The following is a 14,807-nucleotide window of genomic DNA, read 5'->3' as shown; positions in this document are numbered from 1 at the left end:
CTACTGACTCGCGACGCGCGCGTGGCCGGGGATCTCGACGACGACGTTGGTGGACTTGACGACGGCCACCGCCATCACCCCCGGCTCAAGGCCGAGCTCGTCGGCCGCCTGGCGGCTCATCAGCGAGACCACGCGGAACGGCCCGGCGGCGATCTCCACCTGGGCCATCACCGCGTCCCTGATCACCTCGGTCACGATCCCGCGCAAGCGGTTGCGCGCCGATGAGATGCCGGTGCGCTCGTCCGCCTCGGTCTGCGCCCGCGCGTACGCGGCGAGATCGGTGCCGGCGATCAGGCGATGGCCGTTCTCGTCGCGGTGCGCGGCGAGCCGGCCCCCGTCGACGAGACGCCGCACGGTGTCGGCGCTGACGCCGAGCACCGCGGCCGCCTCGCTGATCCGGAACGTCGTCACGGGCACCACCTTACGCCGCAATTGCGGGGTATTCGACACTCAGCCCCTTGCAGAAACATTACCGATTCCTTTCTTCGTATCTCATCTGCGAGCCAGTGCCAGATACCGCTCGTCGGTGTCGTGGTAGTCGAGCAGCGTCCAGCCGGCGGCCTCCAGCAGGGGACGGATGTTGTGCTCGGCCCGGATGTCGTCGGGGGTCAGGGTGCGGCCACGCCGGGCCGCGAGCACCGCACGGCCCACGGGGTGGAACAGCGCCAGCCGCCCGCCGGGGCGGGTCACCCGGGCCAGCTCGGCCAGCACGGCCGCCGGCCGCGGAACGTGGGAGATCAGCCCGGAGGCCAGCACGCCGTCGGCCACACCGTCACCGAGCGGGAGCCGTTCGACGTCGGCGATCAGCAGCAGTCCGAACTCGGCACGTCCCCGGTCGCGGGCCGACCGGATCATCTCCGGGGTGACGTCCATGCCCACCACCCGCCCGGCGGGCCCGACGGCGTCGCGCAGCAGGGGGAACGCGCGGCCGGTGCCGCATCCGGCGTCGAGGACCAGGCCCCCGGACGGCAGGGCCATCTCGGCGATCGCGGCGGCGAAGACCGGGCCGTCGTCGGGATACTTCTCCTCCCAGGTGGCCGCCTTCGCGGCGAAGAACTCCCGGGTCTCGCGGAGGGATCGTTCGTTCATCATCTCGGCTCCTCTGGAATGCGGCCGTCGGGGATCATAGGGGGTGGCAGGTTCCAGGGCAGGAAGGCGGGCTTATGGACTTCCGCGATGACGTCGACCTCGACGCGTCTCAGGTGGAGGAGGGCGGCGGCGGGTTCCCGGGCGGCGGGCTCGCGATCGGCGGCGGCGCCATCGGTGTCGTCGCCCTGGTCGTCGCCCTGCTCCTGGGCGTCAACCCGGCCGATCTTCTCAGCGGTGGAGGCTCCTCGTCAGGCGGGTCCACGGGCGCGCGCCCGGCCTCGGACCTGAGCGCCCAGTGCAAGAAGGGCAGCGACGCGGACCAGTCGGAGAAGTGCCGCGTGGTGGGTGTGGTCAACAGCGTCCAGGCATACTGGCGCGACGCCTTCGCCGAGCGGGGCAAGGAGCCGTACCGCATCGCGCGCACCGTGCTGTTCACCAACGCCGTGAGCACCGGTTGCGGCCAGGCGAGCTCGGCCGTCGGCCCCTTCTACTGCCCGGCCGACAGCAAGGTCTATCTCGACCTCGGCTTCTTCGCGGAGCTGGAGAGCCAGTTCGGCGCCAAGGGCGGGCCGTTCGCGCAGGCGTACGTGATCGGGCACGAGTACGGCCACCACGTGCAGAACCTCCTCGGCACCACCCGGCGGGTCGGCGGCGGCAGCCAGGGCGCCGGCAGCGCCTCCGTACGGCTGGAGCTTCAGGCCGACTGCTACGCGGGAGTGTGGGCGAAGAACGCGGTCGACACGGGGTTCTACGCGAGCCCGTTCACCGCGGCGGACATCAAGGAGGCGCTGGACGCCGCGGCGGCCGTCGGCGACGACAGGATCCAGCAGCGCACCCGCGGCAGGGTGGACCCCGAGGGGTGGACACACGGTAGCTCCCAGCAGCGGGTGAAGTGGTTCACCACGGGATACGAGACGGGCTCCCCCGCCCGATGTGACACGTTCTCCGGCGCCATCTGACGCTTGCTGAGGTTTTCCCGTCGCCGGCCGCACTGCGGTGAGGTGCCGGGGTGAGGTGCCGCGGTGAGGTGCCGGGGTGAGGTGCCGCGGTGAGGTGCCGGGGTGAGGTGCCGCGCTCACGACCGTGGGCGCGTGGTCAGCGACCAGATGCCCCAGGCGAACCAGCCGACGGGGATCTCGATCAGATGGGCGAAGAACCAGAACAGCAGCACCGCCGCCGCGGCCGCCCCCGGTGCGACGCCGAAGCCGATCAACGCGAGCGCGGTCGCCGACTCACTGATCCCCGACCCGCCGGGCGTGATGACCGCGGTGGTCAGCACCCGGTTGATCGCGAACGCCGCGACCGCCTCGGGGACGGCGACCTCGGCGCCGGTCACGTGCAGACACCCGACGAACAGAACGCACTGCAGCGCCATGTAGCCGACCATGCCGAGCGTGAGCCGGGGCCAGCGCGTACGAGTGATCTCGATGGTGGAGTGACGCAGGTCGAGCAGGAAGTCGCGGACGCACGGCTCACGCCTGAGCCGAAGGAATCGGACCAGCCGGTCCAGGCCCCGCCCCAGCAGGTCGGCCACCGCCTCCCGGCGGAGTGCGGCCGACATGGCGACGACCACGCCGATGAGCAGCACGCCGCCGACCCCGGCGGCCGCCGCCAGTTGACGGTCCGGCATGTATCCCGCGCCGAGCAGGCAGACGAGCCCCACGGCGGGGAGCAGGAAGCGGGACAGCAGGTTCCACACCCCGGTCACTACCGCGGAGGCCGCCACCGGCCGCCGTCCGAAGCCCCACCTGGTCATCATGGCGACGGTCATGGCCACGCCCACGGCCCCGCCGAACGGCAGCACATTGCTGGCGCCGCTGCCGACGCAGTTGACCAGCAGCGCCCGGCGCCTGCTCAACCCGGGCAGCGACTCGCTCACGACGTTCGAGTACGCCCACAGCCCGGCCAGCCACACCCCCGTGAGCACCGCCATCGCGCCCCAGCCGACCCGCACCAGGCGCTCGTCGAGCTGCCCCCAGGTGACTCCGGTGAGGTGAGGGAGGAACGAGATGAGCCCGGCCGCCAGCGCCAGGGAGATCAGCGACATGACGACCCTGCTCAGGGACGCGCGACCCGTCGCCATCTCCGTCTCCGCCGCGATGGTCTCCACGCCGGTTCGCCGCCTCCCTCTCGTTCGTCGCTTGTTCGTCGGTGAGCCAAGTCGGTGAGCCAAAGGGAGAACAAATCCGAACCGCCTGTTTGGGTAAACGGGCGGCAAATTCGCGGCAGCGTCGTGCCGGATCGCTCGCGGAGCCTCCGTACGGGCCGGGGTCGATCATCCCGAGGACGATCTCTGCCCCCGGCCGGAACCCGGCCACACCACTTGATCGTTCAGGTGGGCGGCTGACACCTCATCGACCGTCGACAGGGGAGAAACACGTGGTCTTCAAGCGGATGCTGGGCGCCCTCGGGGCGGGCGCCCCCTCGGTGGACACCGTACTGGCCACCCCGCGAGTCCGGCCGGGCGGCGTGCTCACGGGTGAGGTGAGACTGTCCGGAGGCGACTTCGACGCCGAGATCGAGAACATCACGCTCGGCCTGGTCGCCGGGGTGGAGATCGAGCACGGCGACGGCGAGAGCGCGGGGCTCGGCGAGCTCTCCCGCACCCGGGTGTCCGGCCCGTTCACCCTGCGCCAGGGCGAGAACCGGAGCATCCCCTTCCAGATCCCGGTGCCGTGGGAGGCCCCGATCAGCGAGATCGACGGGCAGCACCTGACCGGCATGGCGCTCGGCGTACGCACCGAGGTGGCCATCGCGAAGGCCGTCGACAAGGGCGACCTCGACCCGATCTCCGTCGAGCCGCTTCCCTCTCAGATGCGCGTCCTGGAGGCGTTCCTCCAGCTCGGTTTCGCCTTCAAGTCTGCCGACCTGGAGGCCGGCCGCCTGTACGGCGTACGCCAGGAGCTGCCGTTCTACCAGGAGATCGAGTTCTACCCGCCCCCGCGGCACGCCGATGTGGTGGGGGAGGTCGAGCTCACCTTCGTGGCCGACCCCGCGGGCCTGGAGGTGATCCTGGAGGCCGACAAGCGTGCCGGACGGTACTCCGGCGATGCCATCGGCCGCTTCCGCGTCGGCCACGAGGACGCGGTGCGCATGGACTGGCCCGGGGAGATCGATCGCTGGCTGAGCGGGCTCGCCCAGTACGGCGGCTACGAGCACGGCTACGGCCACGGGTACCACGGCCACGGCTATGGGCACGGCTATGGGCACGACTACGGGCCTGACCAGGGGTTCGGGCACGGCTATGGGCACGGTTATGGGCACGGCGGTCACCACGGGCACCACGACGGCCCCGGCTGGGGCGCGGTGGCCGCGGCCGGTGCGGCGGGCATCGTCGGCGGCCTGGTGGCAGGCGAGATCATCGAAGAGATCTTCGAAGGCGACGAGGGCGGGGACGGCGACTGGTGACCCCCCGCCCGGTGCCTCTCGGCCTTGAGGTAGATCCCTCGCACAGGACCGAGCGCCGGCGATGGTGTTCACGGCCCAGGCGGGCCGGGGACCGAGCCGGCGCCCGGCACATCATCGCGCTCGGCGTAACAGCGCGCCCGGCATCTCAGCGCCGCGTCATCGTCGCCGGAGTCGGGCGCGCGTCGAGCGGCACGGTGTCGAGCGGCACGGTGGAGTAGGCGTTGGCCGGCTCCAGGCCCTCCATGGCCTCTTCCTCGCCCCGGCGTATCAGCGCGCCCGGTGTATCAGTGCGGCAGTTGTGTCGGTTCGGCGGCTTTGTAGGTGCGGCAGCGCCGCCTGCGACATTGCCATCGCTTGGAGTGTCGCCGTCCACGTGCGTGATCAGAGGAGTTGTAGCGTGACAGCGGTCACAACCAGTGACTTCACGCATACAGGAGGTTACGCATGATCCGTCGACTGCTCCTGGCCGGCGCTGCCTGCGCCGCCGGAATCGTCGTCATGGCGCCGATCGCCGCCTCGGCGGAGACGGCGGCCCCGCGGCAGGCGGCCGCAACCGCACACGCCGGCGACTGGGGTAACGGCGGGTGGGGTCACCACTCGGGTCGTCCCTGGCACGGTGGCTACTGGGGCAGCCCCTACGGCTACTGGAACCGTCCCCTCGGCTACTGGAGCCGCCCGCTCGGCTACTGGACCACTCCCGTGGTCACCACGCCGGTAATCACCGCGCCGGTGGTCACCGCACCGGTGGTCCTGGTGGACAACAGTCTCGCCAGCAGCTGCGGGGCCGCCGATGACGCCGCCGCCACCGTCGCCGCCACGTCCTGCGGCTGACCCACGGTGATCGGGGATCTCGTCAGAGATCCCGCCTGAGGATCGGACGCATCACCCTCGATCGAGCACGGACTCGACGAGGGATTTAAAAACCCCAGGTTGTCAGCAGATTTTGCTGACAACCTGGGGCCAAAGCCGGTCGCGACCCTCAGATCTTCGGATACCGTTCGTAGCCATCCCCTCTCCCTCAGTGATGGCACGAACAATCTTCGATCCGGAGTGCGTGATGAACGGCCACGACAGACCTCGCTCTCCCCGGCGCATCGGGCGAGCCCCCTACGGCCCCGCCCGCACGGCGCAGCCCAAGCAGCCGCCGTACGCGTCCGTCCCCGGGCGGCGCGACAACCTCGGCGGCCGGCCTCATGGCCGATCCGAGCCGGAACCCGAGCCCTCCCCGATAGCGAAGTCCCGACGCCATCGCTCCTTCACGCGGCCGAAGCTGATCCGCGCCGCGATCCTGACCGGAGCTGTGGCCTTGACCGCGGTGGGCGTCTGGGCGAGCAGCGGCGCCTCGGGCCCGGCGCCGGGCCCGCCCCCACCCGCCGGCACAGTGGCCACGACGGCTCCCGGCACCACAGGTCCTGACGGCGCAGTCGAGCCCGACATCACGGCTCCTGACGGCGCAGTCCAGCCCAACGCCACGGCTCCTGAGGGCACGGTCCAGCCCGGCACCGCTCCGTCGAAGCCCGCGCGATCGCCGTCCGAGCACCGCGCCCGCTCGAAGAGGGGCAAGAAGGGCCTGCCGGCGGGAGCCCGCCGGCATCATGGCCCCGCTCACCCGTCAAAGCGCACCCGGCCTCCCACCGATCGCCCCCGCCCGCACGACTCCTGAACCACTGGCGTGACAAGCGCCCGCACCCCCCGCATGCCCCCTGACCGTGGACGCCGCGAGCGACCGTGCACACAGGACTCGCACCCCGCCTGCATCAGCCCTGCCCCCGAGCGTGACGAGCGGCCCACACACGCAAGCCACCCACCCCCCGAGTGAGTCCCGACCGTGGACGCCGCGAACGGCTCGCCCGTGCCGCACCCCTGCCCGCGCCCCGACCGTGAGCGCGGCAAGCGGCCGCCCACACTGCGCCCCCCGCCTGCACGAGTCCTGACCGTGGACGCCGCGAACGACTCGCCCGTGCCGCACCCCTGCCCGCGCCCCGACCGTGGGCGCCGCGAGCGGCCGCCCACAAGGCGTCCCCCCGCATGATTCTGATCATGGGCGCGACGCGCGGCTGCGCGCGGCGGCTGCCACCCTCCCCGCGTGAACCCTGACTTTCGCCGCCTCCTCCCCTCACTCCTCCGGCCTGCTCGCAGAGCCGCACTCCCTTCCTGACGCCGCCCGCGATCCCCGCGCCGCCGGGCGGCACGCCGTTCTGGCACGTTCCAGAACGACATTCACGTCGTCCGCCGGACAAAGGCGCGGGTGACCGTGGTGCCCGCCTCACCCAGGACGGCGGCCAGTTCCTCGGTGATGAGAGTCTTCTCGACAGCTACCGTGAGTTCCTCTGTCGCGTACTCGGCCACGACGAGCTCGTGGCCGAGATCTCCACTTCTTCTGATGCGGATGCGCAGCGCCGGCGTCGGGCGTGCGTCCTCGACGGGCTCAAGCCGCCTCAGCGTCGCCGCGCCGAGCTCGTCCATGGGGGCGATCAGCTCGGGAGCGAACTGGCTCTCGTCGACGAAGGCGATGATCCTGTTCTCGCCAAGTGCGTGGTGGATTACCACCGGGGAGCTATGCAGCAAGTGGGCGCGACGGAATTCCACTGATGGTTGCGACGGTGATGACACGAATCATCCACCATATCCTTTCTGTGCAATCACGTCCCCGATCGTTTCGCTGCTCGATGCCAGGAAAGTTTGACGCATCAGCACCCGCTAAGGCGACCGTGCATCCGGAAAATCACCTTTCTTCCCTTTCTGTCTCGGCTTCTGTCTCGGCCGCGCTATTGATCACCTGCATGAGTTCGTCGGCGAGGCGTGCGCACTGTTCAGTTGTATAACCCGCCGGCACGCGGAAGATCAGGCGTTCTCCGGGACCGGTCCGCACATCGGCGATGTCCCATCCGATCCACTGACTGATGGCCAGCGCCTTGACGCTGTCCGGATCCATCTCGAGCCCGGCCGCGAGAGCCTCCAGACGCCACAAATCAGGCATCCTCGACACCCGGCCGCTCAGCACGTCGGTAATCCACTGGGCAGTGAGGCCCTGACCTGTGCTTTCGCTCACCGACCTAAGGGCGAGCGTGCGGATGCTCATTCCCTTGTCCGCCACGTAGTCGCGGATGCAGTCGCTCAGGGGGGTGGGGGGCTGGGGTGTCACGCGCTGCGACGGCATTCGGTTGTCAGCTCCTCGACTCTTTCTGGCCGCGATCACCCCCATCATGCCCGCTAGATCCTGACGACAGGGAGCAAACCCCGACGAAGACGGGGACCAGTTGTGTCAACAAGATGCGTCACAAAAGGCCGGCCCCTACAAGATTTATTCGCGGAAACCTTGCGTTTTCACGTGCGGCCGCGCTCGGCCGGATTAGAGTGCGACCTGCAGTCGGGACGTCAGCAGAATCTGATGATGAAGTTTCCATCGGAGAGGTTCGCAATGGCGGGAAAGCCGCAGATGCACCTTCGGAGCGTGGCGCTCTTGCGCGCCTTGATGGTCGGTCGCAGTGAGAGCGTGGCCGATTTCGCTCGCCGGGCAGCCCTTACCAGGCAGTGCATCGACGGTCTGCTCAAGCGAGGCACATGCCGCCGCACCACGGCGGACGCCATCGCGGCAGCGGCGGGGGTGCGGACTCTCGACCTGTTCCGGCCCTCCGTGTCGTCAAAATCTGCTGACACGAGCGAGGACGCGTAATGGCGTCATGTGTTTCCGGTCCGGGGTCACTCCCGATCCCGGCGGAGACTCTCGCGGCGAGTCCGGCCGGAACCGCCTCGACTGCGGTCCTGCGCATCCCTCCTCGCCGTCGCCGCACCGCCGGCTTACGGGATGCGCATTCGATCCGACAGCAGCACACCTCAGGAAAGGATCGTCTCTTGACGATGAAGAAGGCCCTCCTCACGGGGGCACTCACCACCGCTGCCCTGGTCACTCCCATGGTGGTGGCCGCCGAAGCCGCGAGCGCGGCGAGCACCGCCTCGCAGGCCTCAGGCAGCGTTGTCCGTCCGGTCGACACCGCCAGACACGTTCCGGCGCCGCGCTCGGACATCCGCGTCCACCAGTTCATCCTCAAGGGCAAGACGTACATCCTCCCCAGCTGCCAGTACGTCGTCAACGGCGGGGTCCTCGTCTCGCCGTCCTGCGGGGCCGGGCTGACCCGGCCGGTGTACGTCCTGTCCGGCCGCACCTATGCCCTGCCGGGCGTCTGGCGCGACCAGATCGTCACCGGCCTGCCCGGCCGCTGGTACGGCCTCCCCGGCTACGAGCTCGGCACCGGCGTCCACGAGTACGTCGTCGGCACCCAGACCTACGTGCTCCCCAGCTGCCAGTCCGTGGTCAACGGCGGGATCTACGTCTCGCCGTCCTGCGGGGCTGGGATGACCACGCCGGTCTACGTCGTCGAGGACCGCTACGTCCCGCTGCCCGGCAGCTGGGGCTGCGACACGACCCTCGGCCTGCCCGGCCGCTGGTACGGCCTGCCCGGCCGCGGCTACTGGAACCCGGGCCACAACTGGGGCGGCAACCACTGGGGCGGCCACTGGGGCCGTGGCACCTGGGGCGGCTGGGGCAACGGCAACCACGGCGGCCCCGGCGGCTGGGGCAACGGCAACCACGGTGGTCCGCGGGGCGGCTCGAACAGCGGCGGTCCGCGGGGCGGCTCGAACCACTTCGGTCCGGGCGGCTTCGGCAGCCACTTCGGCTCTTCCAGCCACGGCGGGGGCCGGTAGCTGGGGCGGCCACGGCGCCGGGCGGCGCGGCTAACCGCTCGCCCTGGTGTCAGCCGGCGCGGTGAACCGACATCCCACCGCGCCGGCGACGACAGCACCGAAATGCTCTCGGCGATGCGCGCCACCGCCGAGAAAGACGAGGGACGTGGGGGTTACTAGTGGACGTCCCTCGTCCGGTTCGCGGCGGAGTTGCCATCTGGAGCACCGGATGATCGTTTCCATTCGCGCCCCGCTACCTGGGGCAGGGTCGCGGATGGAAACGCGCCGCGAGAGAGCGGCTGCGACCGGCATCGTCGCAGCCGCTCTCCTTGTTTCGTCTCACCTCCTGGACCGCACCCGCGTCCCGATTCCGACATCCCGCGACACGACAGAAGCAAGGCGGTGTGCGCGGTCGGGCTTCGCCCGGGGACGAATGCCGGTGCGGCCTCCGACGAAGGGAACCCCTCCGATGACTTTGGACTGGTGCATCGAGGTGGCACTGCTCAGCCTGCTCGCGTTCTCGTCCTGGCCCCCGCCCCGAGCCCACCTGATCCTGCGGCAGCCACGCCTGCTCAGCGACATGGTCGAAGCCGAATTCGACCAGCACACGCGCCTGTACGTTGTGACGCACGTCCGCGCCGGAGGATCCACCACCACCACACCGCTCGTCGCGAACTGGCACCAGATCGCGACGTACGCCGCGCAGTGCTCCAGCGAGATCGGCACTCTCTATGTGTGCGTGCTGCACGGCGTGCAGAAGTGGTACTGGCAGTGGGGCCTCATGACCGACGCACCCGCCGACGCGGCCCGGAACAGGCGGGACGGGCGCCTGCGGCACACGAAGCCGTATGACTGCCGGCAGCGGATCGACGCGGTGCTGGAAGCACTGGAAGATCGGCGCACGCCGTCGCCCTGCCGCTTCCGCCGTCGCCCCAGAACCACCAGCTGAGCCCCCCACCGGCTGGGAAATCCCACCGGCGAAGACCCGAGCACGACAGGCCCCGCACGGCACGCCCCGCACGACAGGCCCCGCACGGCACGCCCCGCATGACAGGCCCCGCATGACAGGCCCCGCACGACAGGCCCGGCATGACGGGCCAAACCGACTCGCACGCACCCCCGGTTGGAGCACCACCCGCACCCACCGCCCGGCCGGGCCGCCACGCGCACGAGCCACCAGGCCCGGCCTCCACGCGTACGAACCACCGGGCCTGAGTGTCACCCGCACGTGCCGCCGGGCACCGGGCCGGTCGGCGGCGACTGCGGGGTGGAGGCGGAGCCGGTGTAGGGGGCACCGCCGTCTATATCCACATCGACCTCGACGTACTCGACCCCGAGGAGTTCGGGTCGCTCAGCTACCCGGAGGCGGGCGGCCTGTCCGTCGCGACGCTGCGAGACGCCGTACGCGCGCTGACGGCCCGCTTTCCCCTGGCCGGTTCGGGGATCACCGAGTATGCCCCTCGGCGTGAGGAGGACCGGGCCGTCCTCGCCTCGCTCGTCCCCGCCCTGCTCGCCGACGCCACCACTGAGTGATCGCGGACCACTGAGTGAGCGCGGGCGTCACCGGCGGAGCAGGGCCGCGACCGCGCCGGTCGTCGCCGGGTGCCGGGTGAGCAGGGCCCGCACCTCGCCGTGCTCCGAACGGTGCTCCGAACCCCGCTCCGCACCGTGTTCCGAACCCGGCTCCGGCCCGGCGCTCCCCCACTCCGCCGTACAGCCGAGCAGCGCGGCCATGGCGTCGCACGCCTGCGGATGCCGGGTGAGCAGCGCGGGCACCGGACCTCTCGGCGCGGGCGCTGTCCGGGGCTTCCGGGCCGGCGCGGCCGGCCGTTCCCAGGGCGGGGTCCAGGCGTCCAGCTCGGCCAGCGTGCCGGGGAAGGTCCGCCCGGCCTCGCGGACGAGCACGGGGACCAGCTCCGGCGCGTGCCTGCGCAACGTGGTGATCAGCTTCGGCAGCCACGGCAGCAGGACGGGGTCGGGCAGCCGCGCGAACGCCTTCGAGAGCGCCTCGACCACGAACGGCGCGAGGCCGGGGACGGGTTCGAGCGCCTGGACGAACCCGCTCACATAGAGCGGATAGGCCGGGACGACGAGCGGGTTGGCCAGCAGCTCGTCGCAGCGGGCGCGCAGCTCCTCCCGGGTGAGCAGGCCGAGCTGCGTCTGCGCCGCCCACAGCAGCGCGACCTTGGCCGGGGCTCGCGGGTGCGACTGCCGTACGGCGAGTTCGAGCTGGGCGCGGTCGCAGCCCAGCGACAGCGCGAGGCTCTCCAGTGTGAACAGGAAGCCGAGCATCGCGCCGACCTGGCGCACGCCCGTGTCGTCGTCGGCGAAGGCGGTGGGCAGCAGCGTGCAGTAGTGGGCGTATCCGGCCGTGACGAAGTCCTCGCACCAGGCGGGCAGCTCGGGTTCGCTCGACCGGTAGTAGGTCAGCAGCCGCCTGATCCGGCGCAGCACCTCGGGTGCGTCGTCCACCGTGCGTTCGGCGGCCAGCAGCTCGACGGCGCGGGTGCCGAGCTCGCCGGCGAGGCGGCGGCCGCCCAGGTAGAGGATGGCGTCCTCGACGGCCGCGAGTGCGACCCCCGCCGTGGCCTGGGGGTCCCACGCCGTGCGGCGCAGCCGCTGCTCCAGCACCTGTTCGACCGTGACGCCCTCGTAGCCCAGTTCGATGATCTCCCGCTGGTGCTTGCCGAGCGCGACGTCCCAGCTCTCCTGGATCGGACGCTCGCCGAGGCGGCGTGCCCCCATGATCGGCCGGACCGCGCCCTCGGGCAGCAGGTAACGCAGCGTCCACAGCAGATCGGAGCACGGCTCCAGCTCGGGATCCGCTTTGAGGTCGAGCAGCACCCGTTGCTGGGTGCGCCTGGTCAGGTCGAGCCCGAGAGGCTCCAGCCGGTCGTACACGTCGCGGACCAGCGGGGGCAGCGCCTCGTAGCCGACCATCCCGATCTTGTCGCCGCCCAGGAGGATCTCGCACAGGCGGCGGACGTCCCGGCGGCCCGGCACGGCGTCCTTCTCGATGCAGGTGACGGCCGCGTCGGCGAAGTCGTACGGCGTGGGCCTGGCCCGCCCACGCAACCCCGCCAGCAGGATCGACGTCTCGAACACGGCGATGGCGTCGGCCGTGCTGGCCAGATAGCCGTTGCGGCGGGCCAGCCGCACGATGTCGACGCACCATCCGCGCAGTTCGTCCTCATCCAGGCCGTCGAGCGCTGGCGGGCCGGCGAGGAATCCCGACAGCCGGTCGTCCACCGGCTCGGCGACGGCCGGTGTGGCCGTGGCCGAGCCGGTTTCGGCGGCTCCCGCACCGGTTCCCGTACCGGCTCTCGCAGCGGCTCTGACACCGGACTTGGCGGCCTGGGTGGTTTTGCCGGCCCGTTTCCCCGGCCCGTCCTGCTGCCCGGCCAGCCGGTGGGGCGTGAGGCCGCCGCGCTTGACCGCCTTGGCCCAGGTGGCGGCGGCGATGGACACCGAGCCTTGGGCCAGGCCGAACTGCGCCTCGATCGCGGAGTGGCTGGAGGGGATCAGCCCGTAGAGCCAGCGCGTGCCCGTACGCGGACCGATCTCGTACGGCACCGCCTCGGAGCGCAGGCCGAACTCGGCGACGTCGCTGACGGCGTGGAAGGCCCCGCACACGTACAGGCAGTCGGCGGGGTCGGCACCCGACGCGGCGAGGTGCTCGCGGATCCGCGTCCACATGTAGCGCTCGCGTTCCTCGTCGACGGCCACACGCCCGTCCCCGTCGGGCCGCAGCCGCCGGAACAGGCTGCCGACCAGCGCCATCGCCTGACGGTAGGTGGCGTAGTCGGCCCCGGTCAGCGTCTGCTCGACGTACTGGTCCCACCACTCCGACCAGTGCCGCACCTTGCCGTGGTGCAGCAGGTGCCTTTCCAGCTCGGCGAAGCGCGGCCGCAGGTCACCGATCTCGACGCCCACGGCGTCGCCGTGCAGCGCCGCCTCGTCGCCCTGCCCGTCTCCGGCCTCACCGGGCTCCTGCTGGGGAGCCGAACCGTCGCCTTCCTTGGGCAGCCATTGGAAGACGTGGTCCACCGAGCGGTCGACCAGCACGATCTCGACGCCGGGGGTGTCGAGCGCGTACGCGATGGCCTGATACTCCGCCGACGCTTCGGTGACCGGCGCGATCACGCTGAGCGGCCCGGAGCCGGGCGGGAATCCGTCGAGATCGGTCGCGAACGCCTGCAACGCCACCGGCAGCCGGCAGTTGCGCAGCTCGTCGAGCAGCGGACGCAGGTCTTCGCACAGCTCCAGGTAGACGACCTTGGGCCGCTTGTCGCGCAGCCTCCGGGTCATGGCCAGGGCGGAGGCCGGTGAGTGGTGGCAGACCGGGAAGATCTCCAGCTCCTCGCGCAGCATGCGGTCGACGTCGTCGACCATGCCGGACAGGATGCCCGCCAGCGTCCGGGCAGGCGGCGCGTCCCCGCCACCCGAGAAGGCCGCGGCGGCGTCGAGGAGCTGCTCCCGAAGGGCGTCGAAGGTGCTCATGACAGCGTCGAGATCGCCTGGCGGCCACCGTCGAGGAACCGTGTCCACTCCCCGCCGTCGTTCTTGCTGCGGGGTTCGACCACGCCGTGCCAATACTTGTTGAGGATGGCCAGGTCCTCCGGAGAGCGCCTGGCCAGCGAGCCCACCAGGGCACCCGCCAGCGTCTCGGCGCGCAGCGTCCGGTCGCCGAAGAAGTGGCTGTGCAGGATGGCGTCCTCCAGCACGCCGATCTGCTCGGCGGTGGACAGGGCCGACTCCAGCTTCTCGTCCTCGCTCGTGGCCGACGCCGCCGCGGCGCGCAGGTCGGCGAAGCTCTGCAGCAGGATGTCCAGGAGCGAGGGCGGCACGTCCAGCTCGATGCGGTGCCGGCGCAGCAGTTCGGTGGTGCGGAAGCGGACGATCTCCGCCTCGCTGGTCTTGCTCGTCACCACCGGGATGCGGACGAAGTTGAAACGCCGTTTCAACGCCGAGGACAGGTCGTTGACGCCACGGTCGCGGCTGTTGGCGGTGGCGATGATCGAGAACCCGGGCCTGGCGAACACCGTGTTGTCGGTGTCCAGCTCGGGGATCGAGACGTACTTCTCCGACAGGATCGAGATCAGGGCGTCCTGCACGTCGCTGGTGGCGCGGGTCAGCTCCTCGAACCGGCCGATCATGCCCTGCTCCATGGCCGTCATGATCGGCGAGGGGATCATCGACTCGCGGGACTGGCCCTTGGCGATCACCATCGAGACGTTCCACGAATACTTGATGTGGTCTTCGGTGGTGCCCGCCGTTCCCTGCACCACCAGGGTGGAGTCGCGGCAGATGGCGGCCGACAGCAGCTCGGCCAGCCAGCTCTTGCCGGTGCCCGGGTCGCCGATCAGCAGCAGGCCGCGGTCGGAGGCGAGCGTCACGATGCTGCGCTCGACGAAGCCCCGGTCGCCGAACCACTTCTGCGGGATCTCACGGTCCAGGCCGTCCGACCGCTCGCTGCCGAGCACGAACAGCCGCACCATTCGGGGGCTGAGCCGCCAGGAGAACGGCTTGGGGCCGTCGTCGATCGACTCCAGCCAGTCGAGCTCCTCGGCGTACTTCACCTCGGCGGGCGCGCGGAGCATCTCGTTGGTCATGTGAGGGGGTCT

14 protein-coding genes are annotated in these 14,807 nt (G+C 70.8%); 6 read left to right on the top strand and 8 right to left on the bottom strand.

Features of this window, described 5'->3' with window-relative positions:
• Both OHB01_RS12450 and OHB01_RS12445 read right to left on the bottom strand, forming a co-directional pair.
• Window positions 1-411 (bottom strand): TOBE domain-containing protein, encoded by a 411-nt coding sequence (locus OHB01_RS12450; protein WP_147942926.1) that lies wholly within the window; start codon window positions 409-411, stop codon window positions 1-3.
• Between the two features lie 81 nt (window positions 412-492).
• Window positions 493-1,092 carry a class I SAM-dependent methyltransferase gene (locus OHB01_RS12445; protein ID WP_328855371.1) on the bottom strand — a complete coding sequence of 200 codons (600 nt, stop codon included), beginning with the start codon at window positions 1,090-1,092 and terminating at the stop codon, window positions 493-495.
• 71 nt (window positions 1,093-1,163) lie between these two features.
• Here OHB01_RS12445 and OHB01_RS12440 point away from each other — a divergent pair, with 71 nt between their 5' ends.
• Window positions 1,164-2,048, top strand: coding sequence for a neutral zinc metallopeptidase (locus OHB01_RS12440; protein ID WP_142649070.1), 885 nt, complete (start codon window positions 1,164-1,166; stop codon window positions 2,046-2,048).
• A gap of 116 nt (window positions 2,049-2,164) precedes the next feature.
• On the opposite strand, the gene OHB01_RS12435 is transcribed toward OHB01_RS12440, so the two are convergent.
• Window positions 2,165-3,199 carry a lysylphosphatidylglycerol synthase domain-containing protein gene (locus OHB01_RS12435; RefSeq protein WP_142649069.1) on the bottom strand — a complete coding sequence of 345 codons (1,035 nt, stop codon included), beginning with the start codon at window positions 3,197-3,199 and terminating at the stop codon, window positions 2,165-2,167.
• Between the two features lie 269 nt (window positions 3,200-3,468).
• Between OHB01_RS12435 and OHB01_RS12430 the strand changes: the two genes are divergently transcribed.
• A complete protein-coding gene (locus OHB01_RS12430; protein WP_328855370.1) occupies window positions 3,469-4,497 on the top strand; it encodes a sporulation protein in 1,029 nt (342 codons plus the stop codon).
• Window positions 4,498-4,941: 444 nt separating this feature from the next.
• The gene (locus OHB01_RS12425; RefSeq protein WP_142649067.1) at window positions 4,942-5,328 is read left to right on the top strand and encodes a hypothetical protein; all 387 of its coding nucleotides are present in this window, start codon (window positions 4,942-4,944) and stop codon (window positions 5,326-5,328) included.
• Between the two features lie 360 nt (window positions 5,329-5,688).
• Here the strand turns inward: OHB01_RS12425 and OHB01_RS12420 are convergent, their stop codons facing one another.
• The 3 genes from OHB01_RS12420 to OHB01_RS12410 all read right to left on the bottom strand — a co-directional run bounded on the left by OHB01_RS12420 (window position 5,689) and on the right by OHB01_RS12410 (window position 7,705).
• Window positions 5,689-5,886: a hypothetical protein gene (locus OHB01_RS12420; RefSeq protein ID WP_142649066.1), complete on the bottom strand. Its 198-nt coding sequence runs from the start codon at window positions 5,884-5,886 to the stop codon at window positions 5,689-5,691.
• Between the two features lie 831 nt (window positions 5,887-6,717).
• Window positions 6,718-7,086 carry a hypothetical protein gene (locus OHB01_RS12415; RefSeq protein ID WP_328855369.1) on the bottom strand — a complete coding sequence of 123 codons (369 nt, stop codon included), beginning with the start codon at window positions 7,084-7,086 and terminating at the stop codon, window positions 6,718-6,720.
• A 136-nt stretch (window positions 7,087-7,222) separates the two neighbouring features.
• Complete coding sequence (locus OHB01_RS12410) at window positions 7,223-7,705, bottom strand: helix-turn-helix transcriptional regulator (protein ID WP_142649064.1); 483 nt, start codon at window positions 7,703-7,705, stop codon at window positions 7,223-7,225.
• 647 nt (window positions 7,706-8,352) lie between these two features.
• Here OHB01_RS12410 and OHB01_RS12405 point away from each other — a divergent pair.
• The 3 genes from OHB01_RS12405 (at window position 8,353) to OHB01_RS12395 (ending at window position 10,716) form a co-directional block, all read left to right on the top strand.
• Window positions 8,353-9,204 (top strand): hypothetical protein, encoded by an 852-nt coding sequence (locus OHB01_RS12405; protein ID WP_142649063.1) that lies wholly within the window; start codon window positions 8,353-8,355, stop codon window positions 9,202-9,204.
• Between the two features lie 448 nt (window positions 9,205-9,652).
• Window positions 9,653-10,132, top strand: a complete 480-nt coding sequence (locus OHB01_RS12400; protein WP_142649062.1) for a hypothetical protein — start codon at window positions 9,653-9,655, stop codon at window positions 10,130-10,132.
• 266 nt (window positions 10,133-10,398) lie between these two features.
• Window positions 10,399-10,716, top strand: coding sequence for an arginase family protein (locus OHB01_RS12395; protein WP_142649061.1), 318 nt, complete (start codon window positions 10,399-10,401; stop codon window positions 10,714-10,716).
• 27 nt (window positions 10,717-10,743) lie between these two features.
• Here the strand turns inward: OHB01_RS12395 and OHB01_RS12390 are convergent, their stop codons facing one another.
• Both OHB01_RS12390 and OHB01_RS12385 read right to left on the bottom strand, forming a co-directional pair.
• A complete protein-coding gene (locus OHB01_RS12390; RefSeq protein ID WP_328855368.1) occupies window positions 10,744-13,683 on the bottom strand; it encodes a DUF5682 family protein in 2,940 nt (979 codons plus the stop codon).
• Window positions 13,680-14,795, bottom strand: a complete 1,116-nt coding sequence (locus OHB01_RS12385; protein ID WP_142649059.1) for an ATP-binding protein — start codon at window positions 14,793-14,795, stop codon at window positions 13,680-13,682. The genes OHB01_RS12390 and OHB01_RS12385 overlap by 4 nt, the downstream gene beginning before the upstream one ends.
• Between the last annotated feature and the right edge of the window lie 12 nt (window positions 14,796-14,807).

Origin of the sequence: Microbispora hainanensis (assembly GCF_036186745.1) — a bacterium.
Lineage (GTDB): Bacteria > Actinomycetota > Actinomycetes > Streptosporangiales > Streptosporangiaceae > Microbispora.
The sequence above is the reverse complement of the archived record's forward strand: the minus strand, read 5'-3'. Positions and strand labels throughout refer to the sequence as shown.

What these genes read in the sequence shown, in the direction of transcription:
- OHB01_RS12445 (WP_328855371.1), bottom strand. Translation starts at nt 1,092, where the DNA reads ATGATGAACGAACGATCCCTCCGCGAGACCCGGGAGTTCTTCGCCGCG.
- OHB01_RS12440 (WP_142649070.1), top strand. Translation starts at nt 1,164, where the DNA reads ATGGACTTCCGCGATGACGTCGACCTCGACGCGTCTCAGGTGGAGGAG.
- OHB01_RS12425 (WP_142649067.1), top strand. Translation starts at nt 4,942, where the DNA reads ATGATCCGTCGACTGCTCCTGGCCGGCGCTGCCTGCGCCGCCGGAATC.
- OHB01_RS12410 (WP_142649064.1), bottom strand. Translation starts at nt 7,705, where the DNA reads ATGATGGGGGTGATCGCGGCCAGAAAGAGTCGAGGAGCTGACAACCGA.
- OHB01_RS12400 (WP_142649062.1), top strand. Translation starts at nt 9,653, where the DNA reads ATGACTTTGGACTGGTGCATCGAGGTGGCACTGCTCAGCCTGCTCGCG.
- OHB01_RS12390 (WP_328855368.1), bottom strand. Translation starts at nt 13,683, where the DNA reads ATGAGCACCTTCGACGCCCTTCGGGAGCAGCTCCTCGACGCCGCCGCG.
- OHB01_RS12385 (WP_142649059.1), bottom strand. Translation starts at nt 14,795, where the DNA reads ATGACCAACGAGATGCTCCGCGCGCCCGCCGAGGTGAAGTACGCCGAG.